A 19539-nucleotide genomic window follows, 5' to 3' on the forward strand; every position below is an offset into this window, starting at 1 on the left:
TCTCAGACTCCCTCGACTCGCAGGACGGACGTGATCTCGTGGACGGACCCGAGCCCGTCCACCGCGGCCACCGTGGCCGCCAGCGACGCCTCGCGGGCCGCATGGGTCGTGATGAGCAGGCTCGCGGTGCCGTCCGCGGACTCCTCGCCGGTGGTCTGGCGCACGGCGTCGATCGACACCCCGTGGTCGGCCAGCACGCCCGCCACCTGCGCCAGCACGCCCGGCCGGTCCGCGACGACCAGCCGCACCTGGTAGCGCGTCACGGCGGCGTCCGCGGGAAGCACCGGCAGCGACGCGTAGGCGGACTCGTACGACCCCTTGCCGCCCGAGAGCCGGTCGCGCGCGGCGGACACGAGGTCACCGAGGACGGCGGAGGCCGTGGGCCGGCCGCCCGCGCCCTGCCCGTAGAACATCAGCGGGCCCGCGCCGTCGGCCTCGACGAAGACGGCGTTGAACGCGCCGTGCACCGCCGCCAGCGGGTGCGCGGCCGGGACGAGCGCCGGGTGTACCCGCACCGAGACGCCCTCCGCCGTGCGCTCGGCGATGGCCAGCAGCTTGACGACGTGCCCGGTGGTCGCCGCGGCCACGACGTCCGCCGCCGTGACGCCCGTGATGCCCTCGCGCGCGACCTGGTCGATCGAGACACGCGTGTGGAAGGCGAGGGACGCCAGGATGGCGGCCTTGGCCGCGGCGTCGTAGCCCTCGACGTCCGCGGTGGGGTCCGCCTCGGCGAAGCCGAGCGCCTGCGCCTCGGCCAGGGCGTCGGACAGGTCGAGCCCGAGCGTGGTCATCTGGTCGAGCACGTAGTTCGTGGTGCCGTTGACGATGCCCAGCACGCGCCGTACCTGGTCCCCCGCGAGGGACTCGCGCACCGGGCGCACGATCGGGATCGCGCCCGCCACAGCGGCCTCGAACGCGAGGTCGACCCGCGCGGCGTCGGCCGCCTCGAACAGCTCGGGCCCCTGCGCGGCCAGCAGGGCCTTGTTCGCCGTCACCACGCTCGCACCGGCGGCGATGGCCCGGCGGATGAGGCTGCGGGCCGGCTCCAGGCCGCCCATCACCTCGATGACGAGGTCCGCGCGGTCGACGAGCGCCTCGGCGTCCTCGGTGAGGAGGCTCGCGGGCACGACGGTGCCGACGCCGTCGCGCGGGCGGGAGGCGTCGCGCACCGCGACGCCCACCAGCTCGAGCCGGGCGCCGGAGCGGGCCGCGAGGTCGTCCGCGTTCTCGACCAGCGCGCGGGCCACCTGCGAGCCGACCACGCCGTAGCCGAGCAGGGCCACGCGCAGCACGCCGGGGTCTCCCGTGGTCGGGGCCGCCGGCTCCGGTGTCACGACGCGGTCCGGGCTCGCGAGGTCTGCGCTCGCGGGTTCCGGGCTCGTTGCGGGCACGGGTCCACCTTCCGTCGGGTGCCGGGGACGAGGGTCAGGATAGCCGCGCACCGTGGCCCGTGGACGGGCCGTCCACGGGCGCGCACGTCGTCCTGATGGGCGTCAGCCGAGGTCGAGCGCCAGCAGGTCGGCGACCGTCTCCCGGCGCACGAGCACGCGCGAGGCGCCGTCCGCCACGGCCACCACCGGCGGTCGCGGCAGCAGGTTGTAATTGGACGCCATCGAGCGCCCGTACGCGCCGGTGGCGGCCACCGCGAGGAGGTCCCCCGCCCGGACGTCGCCCGGAATCTGCACCTGGTGCACGACGATGTCGCCGCTCTCGCAGTGCTTGCCCACGACACGGGCCAGCACCGGCGCGGCGGTCGACGTCCGCCCCACGATCTCGGCGTGGTAGTCCGCGCCGTACAGCGCGGGGCGGATGTTGTCACTCATCCCGCCGTCGACCGACACGTACAGACGTGTGAACGTGCCGCCGTCGTCGCCCGTGACGAGCACCGGCTTGACCGTGCCCACGGTGTACAGCGTGAGCCCCGCCGGTCCGACGATCGCGCGCCCGGGCTCGATGGAGAACCGCGGCAGCGGCGTGCGCAGGTCGGCGGCGATGGCCGCGACGGCGTGCGCCACGTCCTTGGCGACCCGGTCCGGGTCGAGGGGCACCTCGCCGGGCAGGTAGGCGATCCCGTACCCGCCGCCGAGGTCGACCTCGTCGACGAGCACGCCCGTGCGGGCCGCGAGGTCGGCACGCAGCCGGAGCACGACGCGGGCCGCCGCCTCGAACCCGCTGGGGTCGAGGATCTGGGAGCCGATGTGCGAGTGGATGCCGAGCAGGTGCAGCTCCGGGCGCGCGACGACGGCCAGCAGCCCCTGCATCGCCGGCCCGTCGCCACCGTCCGGGCCGGGGTTCACCGACAGGCCGAACTTCTGGTCCTCGTGCGCCGTGGAGATGTACTCGTGCCCGCCCGCGTGGACGCCGGTCGTGACGCGCACCATCACGGGCGCGACGACGCCCCGCTCGGCGGCCAGCGTCGCGACACGGTCCACCTCGGCGAGCGAGTCGACGATGACGCGGCCCACGCCCGCAGCCAGCGCGGCGTCGATCTCGGCGTCGGACTTGTTGTTGCCGTGCAGGCCGAGCTCCGGCCCCGGCACTCCCGCCCGCAGCGCGACGGCGAGCTCCCCGCCCGAGGCGGTGTCGACCCGCAGACCCTCCGCGCGCGCCCACCGGGCCACGGCGACGGTGAGCAGCGCCTTGCCCGCGTAGTAGACGTCGACGCCGGCGCCGACCTCCGCGAACGCCGTCTCGAACGCCGTCCGGAAGCCCCGCGCACGGGCCCGGAAGTCCGCCTCGTCCAGCACGTAGGCCGGGGTGCCGTGCTCGCCCGCGAGCGCCCGCACGTCGACCCCGCCGACCTCGACGGCGCCGTCGGCGCGGCGGACGGCGCCGCTGGACCACGGCACGCCCAGGATCCCGGCGGCGTGGCCTGCGTCCGTCCCGGTCACATCCGCTCCGGGGCGCCGACGCCCAGCAGGTCCAGGCCGTTGGCGAGCACCTGGCGGACGGCGTCGTTGAGCCACAGGCGCGTGCGGTGGGTGTCCGTGACCTCCTCGTCCGGGTAGGGCGTCACACGGCACTCGGAGTACCACTTGTGGTAATCGGCGGCGAGCGACTCGAGGTAGCGGGCGATCCGGTGCGGCTCGCGCAGCTCGGCCGACTGGCCCACGATCCGGGGGAACTCGGTCAGGCGGCCGATGAGGGCGGCCTCCGTCTCGTGCGTGAGCAGCGCCGGGTCGAAGGCGTCCGTGCCGTCCTCGGCCACCCGGGCCACCGCACGGTCCGCCGCGTTGCGGTCGACGGCGCAGGTGCGCGAGTGCGCGTACTGCACGTAGAAGACCGGGTTGTCGTTGCTCTGCTTGAGCATCTCCTCGCCCGACAGCGACAGCGGCGTGTCCGCCGGGAACCGCGCGAGCGAGTACCGCAGCGCGTCAGAGCCGAGCCACTCGATGAGCTCGTCCATGAACAGGGCGTTGCCGCGGCGCTTGCCCATGCGCTCGCCGCCGATGTTGACGAGCTGGCCGATGAGCACCTCGATGTTCGCCTCCGGGTCGTCGCCCGCGCACGCGGCGATCGCCTTCAGGCGGTTGATGTACCCGTGGTGGTCGGCGCCGAGCAGGTAGATCTTGCCCGGGAACCCGCGGTCCTTCTTCGACAGGTAGTACGCGGCGTCGGCGGCGAAGTACGTGGGCTCGCCGTTCGCGCGGATCATCACGCGGTCCTTGTCGTCGCCGAAGTCGGTGGTGCGCAGCCACACGGCGCCGTCGACGTCGAACACGTGACCCTGCTCGCGCAGGCGGGCGACCGCCTGCTCCACCGCGCCCGACTCGTGCAGCGTCCGCTCGGAGAACCACACGTCGAAGTGCACGCCGAACGCGTCGAGCGTGCGGCGGATCGCCTCGAGCTGGGCCCGGTAGCCGAGCTCGCGCGCGACCACTGCGGCCTCGTCGTCGGGCAGGTCGAGCAGGTCGGGGCGCTGCGCGACCACCTCGGTGGCACGCTCGGCGACGTACTCGCCCGGGTAGCCCCCCTCGGGGACGTCCTCGCCCTTGGCGCGGGCGAGCACCGAGCGGCCGAACTTGTCCATCTGCGCGCCGGCGTCGTTGATGTAGTACTCCGCCGTCACGTCGGCACCCGCGGCCCGCATGATCCGCGCCAGGGCGTCGCCCAGCGCGGCCCAGCGCGTGTGGCCGATGTGCAGGGGGCCGGTCGGGTTGGCCGAGATGAACTCCAGGTTGTGCACCTGCCCGGCCAGCGTGTCGGTGCGCCCGTAGCCGGGACCGGCCACGACGACGGTGCGAGCCAGCTCGCCCGCCGCCGCCGCGTCGAGCGTGATGTTGAGGAAGCCCGGGCCCGCGACGTCGGCCGCCTTGACCCCCGGCGTGGCGGCGAGCCGGGCCGCGAGGTCCTCCGCGAGCGCCCGCGGCGTCGTGCCCGCCTTCTTGGCGAGCTGCAGCGCGACGTTGGTGGCCCAGTCGCCGTGCTCGCGCTGCCGCGGTCGCTCCACGTGCACCGACGCCGGGACGGCGTCGGCGGGCAGGGCGAGGGTGCCGTCGGCCACGGCCGAGGCGAGTGCAGCGCTGAGTGCTCGAGAGAGCTCGTCGGGGGTCACCGGGCGATTCTACAAAGCCCGTACGACGGCGGGGTCCTCCCCTTCCTGGACGAGACGCGCGTACCGCGCACGGCCGGCCGGTGCCGGCCGGGGCCCAGGAACTGGTAGTCTCGTGCACCGTGCCGAGGGCTCAGCCCTGCTGACGTCTCGGTGCCCGCGCCTGTAGCTCAGTGGATAGAGCGTCTGCCTCCGGAGCAGAAGGTCGGGGGTTCGAATCCCTTCAGGCGCACCACCCGAGAACGGCCCCTGATCATGCGATCAGGGGCCGTTCTCGTCTCTTCGCCGGTCGAGCTCGTCGACGCCGTCGTGGGTCGCGACTGCCCCGGGCACCCTGAGGTAACGAATTCTTCGCTTGCCGGCGCCAGATACGAAGAGATCGCTACGTCGTCGGGCACCGGGTGCGCGTGGACGGACACCCCGGCGGGCGATACGTTCCTGGGACACCCCGGGCCGGACACAGACGACGGCGCCCGGAAGCACAGTCACCCCGGAGGACTCCCCCGCATGATCGACCACGACGTCCGCGTCTACCGTTCCGACGAACAGCTCGCCCGCGAGGACCAGCTGGCCTGGAAGATCGCGGAGGTGGCGGCCGAGCAGCTCGACCCCACGCCCGAGGTCACCGACATGGTGATCAACCGCGTCATCGACAACGCGGCGGTCGCGACGGCGTCCCTCGGCCGCGCGCCGATCCTCGCGGCGCGTTCCCAGGCGGAGGCGCACCCGGTCTCTCGCGGCGGTGCCGGCGCCACGGTGTTCGGGTCCCCCGAGCGCACGAGCCCCGAGTGGGCGGCGTGGGCGAACGGCGTGGCCGTGCGCGAGCTGGACTACCACGACACCTTCCTCGCGGCGGAGTACTCCCACCCGGGCGACAACGTCCCGCCGGTGCTCGCCGTCGCGCAGCACCTGGGCCGCAGCGGCGCCGAGCTGCTCCGCGGCCTCGTCACCGGCTACGAGATCCAGGTGAACCTGGTCAAGGGCATCAGCCTGCACAAGCACAAGATCGACCACGTCGCGCACCTCGGGCCGTCGGCCGCCGCCGGCATCGGCACGCTGCTGGGCCTGCCCGCCGCCACGATCTACCAGGCCGTCGGCCAGGCGCTGCACACCACCACCGCCACGCGCCAGTCGCGCAAGGGCGAGATCTCCACGTGGAAGGCGCACGCCCCCGCGTTCGCCGGGAAGATGGCGGTCGAGGCCGTGGACCGCGCCATGCGGGGACAGACCGCCCCCAGCCCGATCTACGAGGGCGAGGACGGCGTCATCGCCTGGCTGCTCGACGGCCCGGACGCGCGCTACACGGTGCCGCTGCCCGCCGCGGGCGAGGTCCGTCGCGCCATCCTCGACACGTACACCAAGGAGCACTCGGCGGAGTACCAGGCCCAGGCGTGGATCGACCTCGCCCGCCGCCTCGGCACCGAGCGCCCCGAGCTGCGCGACCCGTCGAACGTCACCGCCGTCGTCCTGCACTCGAGCCACCACACGCACTACGTCATCGGCTCCGGCTCCGGCGACCCGCAGAAGTACGACCCCACCGCCAGCCGCGAGACGCTCGACCACTCGATCCCGTACATCTTCACGGTCGCCCTGCAGGACGGCGCCTGGGACCACGTCGCCAGCTACGCGCCCGAACGGGCGGGCCGCCCGGACACCGTCGAGCTGTGGCGCAAGGTCACCACCGCGGAGGACGCCGAGTGGACCCGCCGGTACCACTCGACCGACCCGGCCGAGAAGGCGTTCGGCGGGCGCGTGGAGATCGAGCTCGCGGACGGAACCCGCGTCGTCGAGGAGATCGCCGTCGCGGACGCGCACCCGCTGGGCGCCCGGCCGTTCGCCCGCGAGCAGTACGTCGCGAAGTTCCGGACGCTGGCCGCCGGCGTGCTCGCGGACTCCGAGACCGAGCGGTTCCTCGACGTCGCGCAGCGGCTGCCGGAGCTCACGGCCGCCGAGCTCGACGGCCTCACCGTCACCCCGCTGGACGACGCCCTGGCCGCCAGGCCCGTCGCCGCCGGCATCTTCTAGGAGCACGCGATGCTGTACTCCACCGTCACTCCCGCCGCCAAGCGCGCGGCGTTCCGCGAACGGTTGCGCTCCGGCGAGCTGCTCCAGCTCCCGGGCGCGTTCAACCCGCTGTCCGCGCGGCTCATCGCCGACAAGGGCTTCGACGGCGTCTACGTCTCGGGCGCGGTCGTCTCGGCCGACCTGGGGCTGCCCGACGTCGGCCTCACGACGCTCACCGAGGTCGCGACCCGCGCGGGGCAGATCGCCCGCATGACGGACCTGCCCACCCTCGTCGACGCCGACACCGGCTTCGGCGAGGCGATGAACGTGGCGCGCACCGTCCAGGCCATGGAGGACGCCGGCGTCGCCGGGCTGCACATCGAGGACCAGGTCAACCCGAAGCGGTGCGGCCACCTCGACGGCAAGCAGGTGGTCGACGACGCGACGGCGCTGCAGCGGGTCCGCGCTGCCGCGACCGCGCGCCGCGACGAGAACCTGCTGATCATGGCCCGCACGGACATCCGGGCGGTCGCCGGGCTGGACGCGGCGATCGACCGAGCGAGGGCGCTGGTCGACGCCGGGGCCGACGCGATCTTCCCCGAGGCGATGCGCGACCTGGGCGAGTTCGAGGCGGTCGCGTCCGCGCTGGAGGTGCCCGTGCTCGCGAACATGACCGAGTTCGGCAAGAGCGAGCTGTTCGACGCGCGCAGGCTCGCCGACGCGGGCGTCGCGCTCGTGATCTATCCGGTCTCCCTGCTGCGCCTCGCGATGGGCGCGGCGGAACGAGGTCTGGACGCGCTGGCGGCGCAGGGGTCGCTGCGCTCCCAGGTGGAGCAGATGCAGACCAGGTCCAGGCTGTACGAGCTCCTGGACTACGGCCGGTACACGACGTTCGACGCGGGCGTGTTCGACTTCTCCCTCGACGACCACCACCGGCCGGGCAGGCCCGACCCAGACATCCACCGCAACGACGCGAAGGAGCACCCATGACCGCCAGCACGATCCCGTCCCCGGATTCCGGCGACCAGCCCGAGGTCCGCAAGGGGCTCGCCGGCGTCGTCGCGGACGTCACCGCCATCTCCAAGGTCGACCCCGAGACCAACTCGCTGCTCTACCGCGGCTACCCCGTGCAGGACCTCGCCGCGACGCAGCCGTTCGAGGCCGTCGCCTGGCTCCTGTGGCACGGCGACCTGCCGACGGCCGACGAGCTGGCCGGCCTGCGCGCGGTCGAGCGCGAGCACCGGGCCCTGACCGACGACGTCCGTGCCGCGATCGACCTGCTGCCCACGTCCGCGCACCCCATGGACGAGCTCCGCACGGCGGTGAGCGTCATCGGCGCCCGGGAGGTCGCGGGGCTGTCCGCCCTGGAGGCCGCCGCCGACCCGGACGAGACGGTCGCCCGCAGCGCCCGGCTGTTCGGGGCGCTGCCCGCCGTCGTCGCGTACGGCCAGCGCCGGCGGCGCGGCCTGGAGCTGGTCGAGCCTCGCGACGACCTGGACTTCTCCGCGAACTTCCTGTGGATGACGTTCGGCACCGAGCCGGCACCCGTGGTGGTCGATGCGTTCAACCGCTCGATGATTCTGTACGCCGAGCACTCGTTCAACGCCTCGACGTTCACCGCGCGCGTGGTCACGTCCACGCTGTCGGACGTGCACTCCGCCGTCGTCGCGGCGATCGGCGCGCTCAAGGGCCCGCTGCACGGCGGCGCGAACGAGGCCGTCATGGACACGTTCGCCGAGATCGGTTCCGCCGACGCGGTGCCGGGCTGGTTGGACGACGCCCTCGCCTCGAAGCGCAAGATCATGGGCTTCGGGCACCGTGTGTACAAGCGGGGCGACTCCCGCGTGCCGACCATGAAGGCCGCGCTCGACACGCTGGTGGAGCACTACGGGCGGGCCGACCTGGCCGCCCTGTACGACGCGCTGGAGGCCGAGTTCGTCGAGCGCAAGGGCATCTACCCCAACCTCGACTACCCGTCCGGCCCGGCTTACCACCTCATGGACTTCGACACGCCGACGTTCACGCCCCTCTTCGTCGCGGCCCGCGTGACGGGATGGACGGCGCACGTGGCGGAGCAGCAGGCGGCCAACGCGCTCATCCGGCCGCTGTCCCGGTACGTGGGGCCGGAGCGCCGCGAGGTGCCGACGGCGGCGGAGTCCTGACCTCGCGTGCGCGGGACGCCGGTGCGGGCCGGCGTCCCGCGCACCCCGCGGATCGTTAGGCTCTTCCCATGACCGACCCTGCCGACACCCCCGACTCCGCCGACGCCACCGGTGCCTCCGACGGCGACGAGTCGTCCTACGCCGACTTCGAGTTCGAGCGGCGGTTCCTGGTCCGTGAGCTGCCGGACTCCCTGCGCGACGCCCCGGCGCTCATCGTGCAGTCGTACTTCCTGTCCGACGGCGGGTACGCCCTGCGGGTGCGGGTCCAGGCCAACGGCGTCGAGGCGCGCCTCGGCCCCGACAGCGACGCGCGCGACGTGCTCGAGCTGTACCGCTCGCAGGTCGACTTCGCGGCGGTCACGGTCAAGGGCCCGTCCGCGGGCGGCACGCGCTACGAGGCGGAGCGGCAGATCGACCCGCTGGTCGGCGTCGAGCTGGTCCGGCGCGGCGGGGCCCAGGTGCTCAAGACGCGCTACGCCGTCTGGCTCGGCAAGGACGGCTGGTCCGTGGACGTGTTCGGTGCCACCAACCACCCGCTGATCGTGGCGGAGTGCGAGCGGTCCGGCCCGGTCACCGACCTGCAGATCCCCGACTTCTGCGTCACCGAGCTCACCGACGACCGCCGGTTCTCGAACGAGTCGCTCGCCGTCGACCCGTACCGCGGCTGGGCCGCCTCGTACGCCCAGGAGCTGACGGCCCAGGGGCCGCGGTTCCGTGACGACTTCGGCGGGAACACGATCCTGTCGACCTGACCTCCGGCACGCGCGCGGGCCTCTGGACGACGCTGGACGCGGAGGGGGTGAGCAGGGGGCACGTCAGTGCCAGTGGGAGACCTCTTCGACGCCGGGACGGTACTCGAAGTGCCACGGCTCGTAGTTGCCCGTCCCGCCGCGCTGCGCCCACGGCGGGTTCTCCCACCCGTAGGCGGGCCCGTTCTCCCACAGCCAGCCGTAGACGTCGCTGGAGCGGTACTCCTTGCCGCAGAGGTCGATCGCCAGGCCCCACCCGTGCATCGACGTGCCCGGCGTCGCCGCCAGGAACCCGCGGCTGGCCTTGACGGCGTACTGCGAGGAGATCGAGCGGTAGCTGTCGACCAGGCACAGGTTGCGGCCGAACCGCGCCCGGAACGCCTCGTTGAGCGCGCTGAGCGCCACCGCGGCGTCCGCCCGCAGCTTCTCGCCGTCCTGCCAGATGTCGCACAGCGAGTGGTCGGCCAGGGCGCCGTTGGTGCCGTCGATGGACGCTCCGGCGTCACATTCCGGGAGCGCGCTGCGCTCCGCGGAGCGGCTCGCCGCCGCGACCACCCGGACGTCCCGGGGGGCCGCGGCGATCGCGGCGGAGGTCGCGGGCGTGTCGGAGCCGGAGGTGAGGAGCGCGAGGGTGGACGGCCCGGAGGGCGGGGTGTCGAGGTCGAACGGTGACTTGTCGCCGCTGTGCGCGTCGGTGGCCAGCGGGACGGCGATGGTGGCCGCGGCCAGCGACCCGAGGACCGCGATGCGCGTCACCCAGGTGTGGCCCGCCGGGGCGGAGTGCCGGCCCGAGGACGCCTGGGCGGGCCGTCGGCGAGGAGGCTTCTTGCCCGCCTTCTCCAGCTCGGCCTCGCGCATCTCCCGTCGGGAACGGAGGGGTGCGTCACCCTGCGACGTCGCCTCCACAACACCTCCGTGTTCACGTCCCTGGACCGCCCTGCCCACGGATCTCCCCGACAGTTCTCGATGCTTGTCGCTCACATCGCGAGACAGCCGGGAGGCGCCGTGCACCGTCCCGACATGTCTCGTCAATCACGGCACCATAACGGTGACGAGCGCCACGGCCAAGCCCGTGTCACCGGCCGCGGACCGGCGTCCGGCACACGAACGCCTCACCTGCGGCGTTGCATGGCGTCGCGGACCTCGCCCACGAGCTCCTCGAGGATGTCCTCGAGGAAGACGACGCCGAGCACGCCGTCGGGCCCCTCGACCCTCGCCAGGTGCGCACCGGACCTCTGCATCGCCCGCAGCGCGTCCTCCACCTCGTCCTGCGGGGCCACCGACGCCAGCGCCCGGACGCGCCACGAGGGCACGGGGTCGAACCGGTCGCCGTTCGAGGCGTACAGGACGTCCTTCAGGTGCAGGTAGCCCGCGAACGCGCCGTCGCCCGCGCGCACGGGGAACCGGCTGTAGCCGGTGCGTGCCACCAGGTGCTCGACGTCGTCGGGGCTGGAGGACGGCGTGATCGCCACGAGGTCCTCGGCGGCGACCATGACGTCGCCGGCGGTGCGCGACGAGAACTCGATGGCCCCGGAGAGCAGCCCCTGCTCGTCACGCAGCACGCCCTCGGCCTGGGAGTGCTGGACGATCGACTGCACCTCGCGGGCCGTGAAGGCGGACGCGACCTCGTCCTTGGGCTCGACGCCGGCCAGCCGCACGGCGTGGTTGGCCACCCAGTTGAGCGCGCTGATCACGGGGCGGACCACCCGCGCGACGAGCACGAGCGGCGGTGCGAACCACAGGGCGGCCGTGTCGGGGCCCGACACGGCGAGGTTCTTGGGGACCATCTCGCCGAGCACGACGTGCAGGTACACGACGATCGCGAGCGCGAGCACCAGCGCCACCGGGTGCAGCAGCTGCTCGGGCACCCCGAGCGCCGCGAACGGGACCTCGAGCAGGTGCGCGAGGGCAGGCTCCGCCACGATGCCCAGGCCCGTGGAGCAGACCGTCACGCCGAGCTGGGCGCACGCCAGCATGAGCGAGACGTGCTCCATCGCCCACAGCACCGTCTGCGCGCGGCGCTCCCCGGCGTGCGCCCGTGGCTCGATCGACGAGCGGCGGGCGGAGATGACGGCGAACTCGGCGCCGACGAAGAACGCGTTGCCGGCCAGCAGCAGCAGGCCGACGAGGAGGGCGGTCCCGGTGCTCATCGGGCGGGCACCTCCCCGGTGCCGGCGCCGTCGGTCGCGATGCTGACCCGCACCCGCTCGACCCGGCGCTCGTTCATCGCCTCCACGCGCAGCCGCACGCCGTCGACCTCCACCTCGTCGGCCACGGCCGGTACCCGGCCGAGCGCCGCCATCACGAGCCCGCCGAGGGTCTCGTACGCCGGGTCCTCCGGCACCTCGATCCCGGTGCGCTCGGAGAGCTCGTCGGGGCGCATCACCCCGGGCACGACCCAGGTGCCGTCGGCGCCGCGCACGGCGCCCGCCCGGCGGGGGTCGTGCTCGTCCGCGACGTCGCCCACGAGCTCCTCGACGACGTCCTCGAGGGTGACGATGCCCGAGGTGCCGCCGTACTCGTCGACGACGACCGCCATCTGGAGCCCCAGGCCGCGCAGCTCCACGAGCAGCGGGCCGAGGCGCACGGTCTCGGGCACGCGCGGTGCGTCGACCATGAGGGCGGCGGCCGGCACCTCGTCCCGGCGGTCGTGCGGGACGCCGACGGCGCGCCGCAGGTGCACGAGGCCGACGACGTCGTCGCGGTCCTCGCCGATGACGGGGAACCGCGAGTGGCCGGTGCGCCGGGCGAGCGCGACGACGTCGGCCGCCGTCGTCTCCCGGTCGACGACGGCCATCCGCATCCGGTCCGTCATGACGTCGCGGGCCGAGAGCTCGTCGAGCTCGAGCGAGTTCGCCAGGAGCGTCGCGACGGACTGCTCGAGGGTGCCCTCCTGGGCCGAGCGGCGCACCAGCGAGACGAGCTCGGAGGCGGACCGCGCGCCGGACAGCTCCTCGCGCGGCTCCACCCCCACGCGGCGCAGCAGCGCGTTGGCCGACCCGTTGAGGACGGAGATCAGGGGGCGGAACACGATGGTGAACACCCGCTGGACCGGCACGGCGAGGCGCGCCGTGGCGTGCGGCGCGGACAGCGCGAAGTTCTTCGGGATGAGCTCGCCGAACAGCATGGAGAACACGTTGACGACCACCAGCGCGAGCACGCCCGCCAGGACCGCGGCCACCCCCTGGCCGAGCGCGGTGCCCGCGAACGCGGACGAGAACAGCGACAGCAGCGCGGGCTGCGCCGTGTAGCCCAGCAGAATGGTCGTCAGGGTGATGCCGACCTGCGCGGAGCTCAGCTCCGTGGACAGGTGCTTGAGCCCGGTCCGTACGGCGCGGTCACGTCGGTCGGACGCGCGCCGGTGGCCGGGCCGTGGACTGTCGCCCTCCTCGTCGTCCCCGCCGACGACGGCGGGGTCGAGGGTCACGAGGGAGAACTCGCTCGCGACGAAGACGGCGGTCCCGGCGGTGAGCAGCACGCCGAGCGAGATCATGAGCAGGTCGTTCACCACGGATGACCTCGCAGCACCACGGACGGGTTCGGACTGGTATTTCGGCTGTCGTCCATCGTGCACCGATGCTATCCGGCGAGGCCCGACGTCGGCACTGGCAGGCCGCGGAACCGGCCCGGCCTGGCCCGGGACAGCGACGCGTGCGACGACGTCGGCAGGGCCACGACCGGCTGCCCGGACGGCGCCCGGGCCTGCGCCGCGGACAGCGTGTACACAGCGTGCTCGCAGGTTGGCGGTGCAAGATGGGGCCATGAGCACCGCGACGCCAGGAAGCAACCCGTCCGGCGGCCCTGCCGCGAGCGGGGCGCCGAGCACGGGGCAGACCAACGCCACCGTGCTCGTCGTCGAGGACGAGCCGGCCATCGCCGCCGCCATCGCGCAGCGCCTCTCCACCGAGGGGTGGCGGGTCGAGGTGGCACGTGACGGCCTGGCCGGCGTGGAGGCGGCGTCCCGCCTGGCACCCGACGTCATCGTGCTCGACGTCATGCTGCCCGGCATCGACGGGCTCGAGGTGACGCGGCGGATCCAGGCGGAGCACCCGATCCCCATCCTCATGCTCACGGCGCGCGACGACGAGACGGACATGCTCGTGGGCCTCGGCGTCGGCGCCGACGACTACATGACCAAGCCGTTCTCGATGCGCGAGCTGGTCGCGCGGGTCAAGGCCCTGCTTCGCCGCGTGGAGCGCGCGACACAGGCCGCGACGACCGTGCCGGCCGACCCCCCGATGGTGATGGGCGACGTGTCCATCGACCGCGCGCAGCGCCGGGTGCACCGCGACGGCGAGGAGGTGCACCTCACGCCCACGGAGTTCGAGCTGCTCGTCATGCTGGCGAGCTCGCCCAAGACCGTCCAGACGCGCGAGAAGCTGCTCGCCGAGGTCTGGGACTGGGCCGACGCGAGCGGCACCCGCACGGTGGACTCCCACATCAAGGCACTGCGCCGCAAGCTCGGGCCCGACCTCATCCGCACCGTGCACGGCGTGGGGTACGCGTTCGAGCCGCCGGCGAGCTGACGTGCCCGCGGCCCCGCCCGGCGACCCTGGCGACCTCCCGGCCGGCGCGCGTCCGGCCGCGCACGGCACCCATCACCGGATTCCCGACGTCCGCCCGCTCGACCCGCTGCGGTCCCTGAAGACCAAGCTCGGGGTCCTCGTCGTCGCGACGGTGACGTTCGCGGTGCTGGTGACCTGGCTGGGGCTGAACTACCAGTTCGGCCCGACCCGCACGCTGCCGCTGGCCATCGTGCTGTCCCTGGGCATCACCCAGCTCCTCGCCCGCGGCATGACGTCGCCGCTGCGCGAGATGACCGCCGCGGTGCAGGCGATGGCGGCCGGCGACTACTCCATCCGCGTGCGGGCGACGAGCCGCGACGAGGTGGGCCAGCTCGCCGACGCGTTCAACGTCATGGCGGCGGACCTGGACGCGTCGGACCGCGTCCGCCGGGAGCTCATCGCCAACGTCTCCCACGAGCTGCGCACGCCCGTCGCGGCGCTCCAGGCCCAGCTGGAGAACATGGTGGACGGCGTCACGGAGCCCACGCCCGCGGCGCTCGAGCTCTCCCTCGACCAGACGGAGCGCCTCACCCGGCTCGTGACCTACCTGCTCGACCTGTCGCGCGTCGAGGCGGGCGCCTCGGCCCTCGTGCTCGAGGACTTCTCGGTGGGCGACTTCCTCGAGGAGACCGCCCAGGCCATGTCGATGGTGGAGGCCGCCAAGGGGCTGAGCTACGTCGTGGACGTCACCCCGCCCGACCTGGCGCTCGAGGGGGACGTCGAGCGCCTGCGGCAGGTGGTCACGAACCTGCTCCAGAACGCCATCCGGCACTCGCCGCACGGCGGCACGGTGCGCCTCGACGCCTACCCCGTCGACGACGACATCGTGCTGGAGATCGGCGACGAGGGGCCCGGCATCTCGCCCGAGGACCGGACCCGGGTCTTCGAACGCTTCGCCCGCGGGCCGTCGGGGACCTCCCGCCCGCACCCGTCGAGCGGCGGCACGGGGATCGGGCTGGCCATCGTGCGTTGGGCCGTCGACCTGCACGGCGGGCACGTGGAGGTCGCCGACACGGACACCGGCGCGACGATGCGGGTCACCCTCCCGGCGAGGGCCCGCCCCGCACCGGGCGTCACGACGGACGAGGGCGACTGACCCGTCCGGGCGCGACGCAGCCAGCCCCTCGTCGCGGCGGCTCGCGTGATATTGGTCACACCCACATGCGGCGCATGGCGCCGGCATGACGCCACTCGACGCAATGCACGTCGGGTCACGACACGCCGTTGCCCACCTCATTACCGCCGGGTCACACAGCGTCGGTCCGGGGCCCGGATCGGCACCGTCGCGCCGTTCGCGCACCATGTCCGCCACCGTGCCAGGAGCGCCTGAGGGCATAGGCTTGGAAGCGCGTGCCGGCACCGCCGGGCGTATTCCGAGCGACCGAGTGCAACTGTGTGAAAGTGGGCGATCCGCGCGTGGTGTCCCCGAAGGACGGGTCAGAGTCGATCAGCGTGGCGAGCGCGTTCGGAGCCAATGAATGGCTGGTGGACGAGCTCTACGAGCAGTACCTCAAGGACAAGAACGCGGTGGACCCCGCGTGGTGGGAGTTCTTCGCGGACTACCAGCCCGGTGAGTCCCGCAACGGCGCGACCGACGGCACCTCGTCCGCCGCACCCGCGGCCGACGCTCCCGCCCCGGTGAAGCCGGCGGACGACGTGGCCCCGGCCCCGGCTCCCGCCCCGAAGCGGGTGGACCCAGCCCCGGCTCCCGCCCCGAAGCCGGCGGCCGCCGCGGCCCCGTCGTCGTCGGGCACAGCCGCCGCCGAGCCGTCGCAGAGCGCCAAGCGGGCCCCGGTGCCCGCCGACCCGCAGGTCAGCGCCGCACGCCCGGTCGCCGAGGCGCTGCCCTCCACGGCGCCCTACGCGGAGGTCGCCCGCACCTCCCCCAAGGCCGACGACGGCGAGGCCACCGACGACGTGCAGAAGCTGCGCGGACCGGCCGCCCGCGTCGTGACCAACATGGAGGCCTCGATCCAGGTCCCCACCGCCACGTCCGTGCGCGCCGTGCCCGCCAAGCTCATGGTGGACAACCGCATCGTCATCAACAACCACCTCGCCCGCGGCCGCGGCGGCAAGATCTCGTTCACGCACCTCATCGGGTTCGCGCTCGTCGAGGCGCTGGCGGACATGCCGGTGATGAACGCGCACTACGACCTCGTCGACGGCAAGCCGCACATCGTGCAGCCCGCGCACGTCGGCTTCGGCCTCGCGATCGACCTGGCCAAGCCGGACGGCACGCGCCAGCTGCTCGTGCCGAGCGTCAAGAAGGCCGAGGAGCTCGACTTCGCCGGCTTCTGGGCGGCGTACGAGGAGCTCGTGCGCAAGGCTCGTGGCGGCAAGCTCGGCATGGACGACTTCGCCGGCACCACGATCTCGCTGACCAACCCGGGCGGCATCGGCACCGTGCACTCCGTGCCGCGCCTCATGGCGGGGCAGGGCACGATCATCGGTGTCGGCGCCATGGACTACCCGGCGGAGTTCGCCGGCGCGTCCGAGGAGCAGCTGGCCCGCATGGGCATCTCGAAGGTCATGACCATCACGTCGACCTACGACCACCGCATCATCCAGGGTGCGCAGTCGGGCGAGTTCCTCAAGATCCTCGGGAACAAGCTGATCGGCCTCGACGGCTTCTACGACCGCGTGTTCGCGGCGCTGCGCGTGCCGTACGAGCCCGTGCGCTGGGTGCGCGACAACACGACGGACGCCGAGGTCGAGGCCGCCAAGCCCGCCAAGATCGCGGAGCTCATCCACTCCTACCGCTCGCGCGGCCACCTCATGGCCGAGACCGACCCGCTGGCCTACCGCCAGCGCAAGCACCCGGACCTGGACATCCAGAACCACGGGCTCACGCTGTGGGACCTGGACCGGCGGTTCCCCACGGGCGGCTTCGGCGGCAAGCCGAAGAGCACGCTGCGCGACATCCTCGGGCTGCTGCGCGACTCGTACTGCCGCTCGATCGGCATCGAGTACATGCACATCTCCGACCCGGCCCAGCGCAAGTGGCTGCAGGACCGCCTGGAGGCGGGCTACGCCCGCACGCCGCGCGAGGACCAGCTGCGCATCCTGCGCCGGCTCAACTCGGCCGAGGCCTTCGAGACGTTCCTGCAGACCAAGTTCGTCGGCCAGAAGCGCTTCTCCCTGGAGGGCGGCGAGGCCGTCATCCCGCTGCTCGACGCGATCCTCGGCAAGGCGGCCGAGGGTGGCCTTGACGAGGTCGGCATCGGCATGGCCCACCGCGGACGCCTCAACGTGCTCGCGAACATCGCGGGCAAGAGCTACGGCCAGATCTTCAAGGAGTTCGAGGGCCAGCTCGACCCGAAGAGCGTCCAGGGCTCCGGCGACGTCAAGTACCACCTGGGCACCGAGGGCGTCTTCACCGCGGAGACCGGCGCGACCACCAAGGTGTACCTGGCCGCGAACCCCTCGCACCTCGAGGCGGTCGACCCGGTGCTCGAGGGCATCGTGCGCGCCAAGCAGGACCGGATCGACCTGGGCGGCGACGGCTTCTCCGTGCTGCCGATCCTCATCCACGGTGACGCGGCATTCGCGGGCCAGGGCGTCGTTCCCGAGGTGCTGAACCTCGCGCAGCTGCGCGGGTACCGCACCGGCGGCACCATCCACGTCATCATCAACAACCAGGTCGGCTTCACCACCGGCCCGTCGTCGTCCCGCTCGACGACGTACGCGACCGACGTCGCCAAGGGTTACCAGGTCCCCGTCTTCCACGTGAACGGCGACGACCCCGAGGCCTGCGTGCGCGTGGCCGAGCTCGCCTTCGCCTACCGCGAGCAGTTCGACCGCGACGTCATCATCGACATGGTCTGCTACCGCCGGCGCGGTCACAACGAGGGCGACGACCCCTCGATGACGCAGCCGCTGATGTACAACCTCATCGAGGCCAAGCAGTCGGTGCGCAAGCTGTACACGAAGAACCTCGTGGCGCGCGGCGACATCACGGTCGAGGAGGCCGAGCAGGCGCTGCAGGACTACCAGTCCCAGCTCGAGCGGGTCTTCACCGAGACCAAGTCCGCGGGCTCCGTCAGCACGCCGGACGGCGACGACGAGATCCTCGGCCTGGAACGACCGGAGTCGCAGCGCGAGGGCGCCGGCGACATGGTCGGCTGGCAGACCGCGATCAGCCACGCGACGCTCGAGCGCGTGGGCGACGTGCAGGTCGCACCGCCCGAGGGCTTCACCGTGCACCCCAAGCTCGCCCAGATGCTCGCCAAGCGTCAGCTCATGTCGAAGGAGGGCGGCATCGACTGGGGCTTCGGCGAGCTCGTCGCCTTCGGCTCCCTCCTCATGGAGGGCACCCCGGTGCGCCTCGCAGGGCAGGACTCGCGTCGCGGCACGTTCGTGCAGCGGCACGCGGTGCTGCACGACCGCAACACCGGCGCCGAGTGGACGCCGCTGCTGTACCTGTCGGGCGACCAGGCGAAGTTCTGGGTGTACGACTCCTCGCTGAGCGAGTACGCGGCGCTCGGCTTCGAGTACGGCTACTCCGTGGAGCGGCCCGACGCGCTGGTGCTGTGGGAGGCGCAGTTCGGCGACTTCGTCAACGGCGCCCAGACGGTCATCGACGAGTTCATCTCGTCGGCCGAGCAGAAGTGGGGGCAGCGCTCCTCGATCGTCATGCTGCTGCCGCACGGGTACGAGGGCCAGGGGCCGGACCACTCGTCCGCGCGCATCGAGCGCTTCCTGCAGCTCGCCGCCGAGAACAACATGACCGTCGCGCAGCCGTCGACGCCGGCGTCGTACTTCCACCTCCTGCGCAAGCAGGCGTACGACCGACCGCGCCGCCCGCTCGTCGTGTTCACGCCGAAGCAGCTGCTGCGCCTCAAGGCCGCCGCGTCGAGCGTCGAGGACTTCACGACCGGGACGTTCGAGCCGGTGCTCCCCGACACGCAGGTGGACGCCGCGGCCGTCGACCGGGTGCTGTTCTGCACGGGCCGGGTCTACTACGACCTGATCGCGCGCCGCACCCAGCTCCAGGACGACCGCACCGCGATCGTCCGGATGGAGCAGCTCTACCCGTTCCCGGAGGAGCAGATCCGCGCCGAGATCGCGAAGTACCCGAACGCCGAGCTGGTGTGGGTGCAGGACGAGCCGCAGAACCAGGGCGCCTGGTCCTACCTGCACCTCGCGATGCCGGAGGACCTGCCTCACCTGAGCGTCGCTTCCCGCCCGGCGTCCGCGTCCACCGCGGCGGGCACGGCGAAGCGGCACAAGGAGGAGCAGGAGACCCTGCTCTCCCAGGCTTTCGGCCGCTCCTGACGCCAGAAAGGGCCCGGACCCGCGGGGGGGGGGGGGGGGGGGGGGGGGGGGGCGGGGGGGGGGGGGGGCCCCCCACCGCCCCCCCCGGGGGGGGCGGGGGCCCGGGGTGCGCCCGCGCTTGCGGTCGCGGCCCCGGTCGCGCCCCCGACGGCGGCGCGATCCCGAGCCGTCGTCGTCGCGGCGCTGCCCACGCTCGTCGCGCTGGCCCCCCTGGTTGCCGCCCTGGTTGCCCT

General features: G+C 73.2%; 13 protein-coding genes and 1 tRNA gene. 8 read left to right on the plus strand and 6 right to left on the minus strand.

Going from position 1 to position 19539, the window contains the following annotated elements; genetic code table 11:
• Positions 1 to 2 precede the first annotated feature (2 nt).
• The 3 genes from LEP48_RS10815 to LEP48_RS10825 form a co-directional block, all read right to left on the minus strand.
• Positions 3 to 1334, minus strand: coding sequence for a homoserine dehydrogenase (locus LEP48_RS10815; RefSeq protein ID WP_225565622.1), 1332 nt, complete (start codon positions 1332 to 1334; stop codon positions 3 to 5).
• Between the two features lie 159 nt (positions 1335 to 1493).
• On the minus strand, positions 1494 to 2891 hold the full coding sequence (gene lysA / locus LEP48_RS10820) for a diaminopimelate decarboxylase (protein ID WP_225565601.1): 1398 nt from the start codon (positions 2889 to 2891) through the stop codon (positions 1494 to 1496).
• On the minus strand, positions 2888 to 4555 hold the full coding sequence (locus LEP48_RS10825; RefSeq protein WP_225565602.1) for an arginine--tRNA ligase: 1668 nt from the start codon (positions 4553 to 4555) through the stop codon (positions 2888 to 2890). Before LEP48_RS10825 ends, lysA begins: the two co-directional genes overlap by 4 nt.
• Before the next feature lie 156 nt (positions 4556 to 4711).
• On the opposite strand from LEP48_RS10825, the gene LEP48_RS10830 reads away from it, so the two are divergent.
• From LEP48_RS10830 to LEP48_RS10850, 5 genes are all read left to right on the plus strand, one after another.
• Positions 4712 to 4787, plus strand: a tRNA-Arg gene (locus LEP48_RS10830).
• A 272-nt stretch (positions 4788 to 5059) separates the two neighbouring features.
• On the plus strand, positions 5060 to 6577 hold the full coding sequence (locus LEP48_RS10835) for an MmgE/PrpD family protein (protein ID WP_225565603.1): 1518 nt from the start codon (positions 5060 to 5062) through the stop codon (positions 6575 to 6577).
• Between the two features lie 9 nt (positions 6578 to 6586).
• Positions 6587 to 7546: a methylisocitrate lyase gene (gene prpB, locus LEP48_RS10840; RefSeq protein ID WP_225565604.1), complete on the plus strand. Its 960-nt coding sequence runs from the start codon at positions 6587 to 6589 to the stop codon at positions 7544 to 7546.
• The gene (locus LEP48_RS10845) at positions 7543 to 8718 is read left to right on the plus strand and encodes a bifunctional 2-methylcitrate synthase/citrate synthase (RefSeq protein WP_225565605.1); all 1176 of its coding nucleotides are present in this window, start codon (positions 7543 to 7545) and stop codon (positions 8716 to 8718) included. The genes prpB and LEP48_RS10845 overlap by 4 nt, the downstream gene beginning before the upstream one ends.
• A 68-nt stretch (positions 8719 to 8786) precedes the next feature.
• Positions 8787 to 9470 carry a CYTH domain-containing protein gene (locus LEP48_RS10850; protein WP_225565606.1) on the plus strand — a complete coding sequence of 228 codons (684 nt, stop codon included), beginning with the start codon at positions 8787 to 8789 and terminating at the stop codon, positions 9468 to 9470.
• A gap of 63 nt (positions 9471 to 9533) precedes the next feature.
• Here LEP48_RS10850 and LEP48_RS10855 read toward each other — a convergent pair whose 3' ends face one another.
• From LEP48_RS10855 to LEP48_RS10865, 3 genes are all read right to left on the minus strand, one after another.
• Positions 9534 to 10325 carry a M15 family metallopeptidase gene (locus LEP48_RS10855; RefSeq protein WP_225565607.1) on the minus strand — a complete coding sequence of 264 codons (792 nt, stop codon included), beginning with the start codon at positions 10323 to 10325 and terminating at the stop codon, positions 9534 to 9536.
• A 254-nt stretch (positions 10326 to 10579) separates the two neighbouring features.
• Positions 10580 to 11617 carry a hemolysin family protein gene (locus tag LEP48_RS10860; protein WP_225565608.1) on the minus strand — a complete coding sequence of 346 codons (1038 nt, stop codon included), beginning with the start codon at positions 11615 to 11617 and terminating at the stop codon, positions 10580 to 10582.
• Positions 11614 to 12978, minus strand: a complete 1365-nt coding sequence (locus LEP48_RS10865; RefSeq protein ID WP_225565609.1) for a hemolysin family protein — start codon at positions 12976 to 12978, stop codon at positions 11614 to 11616. Before LEP48_RS10865 ends, LEP48_RS10860 begins: the two co-directional genes overlap by 4 nt.
• Positions 12979 to 13228: 250 nt before the next feature.
• Here LEP48_RS10865 and LEP48_RS10870 point away from each other — a divergent pair, with 250 nt between their 5' ends.
• The 3 genes from LEP48_RS10870 (at position 13229) to LEP48_RS10880 (ending at position 19306) form a co-directional block, all read left to right on the plus strand.
• The gene (locus LEP48_RS10870; RefSeq protein ID WP_225565610.1) at positions 13229 to 13993 is read left to right on the plus strand and encodes a response regulator transcription factor; all 765 of its coding nucleotides are present in this window, start codon (positions 13229 to 13231) and stop codon (positions 13991 to 13993) included.
• Positions 13994 to 14072: 79 nt separating this feature from the next.
• Complete coding sequence (locus LEP48_RS10875; RefSeq protein WP_225565623.1) at positions 14073 to 15128, plus strand: sensor histidine kinase; 1056 nt, start codon at positions 14073 to 14075, stop codon at positions 15126 to 15128.
• 356 nt (positions 15129 to 15484) lie between these two features.
• Positions 15485 to 19306, plus strand: coding sequence for a multifunctional oxoglutarate decarboxylase/oxoglutarate dehydrogenase thiamine pyrophosphate-binding subunit/dihydrolipoyllysine-residue succinyltransferase subunit (locus tag LEP48_RS10880; RefSeq protein WP_308010013.1), 3822 nt, complete (start codon positions 15485 to 15487; stop codon positions 19304 to 19306).
• Positions 19307 to 19539: the final 233 nt, after the last annotated feature.

It is taken from the genome of Isoptericola luteus (genome assembly GCF_020297055.1).
GTDB lineage: Bacteria > Actinomycetota > Actinomycetes > Actinomycetales > Cellulomonadaceae > Isoptericola > Isoptericola luteus.

Coding starts and splice junctions, on each gene's coding strand:
- LEP48_RS10835 (WP_225565603.1), top strand. CDS start 5,060: ATGATCGACCACGACGTCCGCGTCTACCGTTCCGACGAACAGCTCGCC.
- prpB (WP_225565604.1), top strand. CDS start 6,587: ATGCTGTACTCCACCGTCACTCCCGCCGCCAAGCGCGCGGCGTTCCGC.
- LEP48_RS10845 (WP_225565605.1), top strand. CDS start 7,543: ATGACCGCCAGCACGATCCCGTCCCCGGATTCCGGCGACCAGCCCGAG.
- LEP48_RS10850 (WP_225565606.1), top strand. CDS start 8,787: ATGACCGACCCTGCCGACACCCCCGACTCCGCCGACGCCACCGGTGCC.
- LEP48_RS10855 (WP_225565607.1), bottom strand. CDS start 10,325: ATGCGCGAGGCCGAGCTGGAGAAGGCGGGCAAGAAGCCTCCTCGCCGA.
- LEP48_RS10860 (WP_225565608.1), bottom strand. CDS start 11,617: ATGAGCACCGGGACCGCCCTCCTCGTCGGCCTGCTGCTGCTGGCCGGC.
- LEP48_RS10870 (WP_225565610.1), top strand. CDS start 13,229: ATGAGCACCGCGACGCCAGGAAGCAACCCGTCCGGCGGCCCTGCCGCG.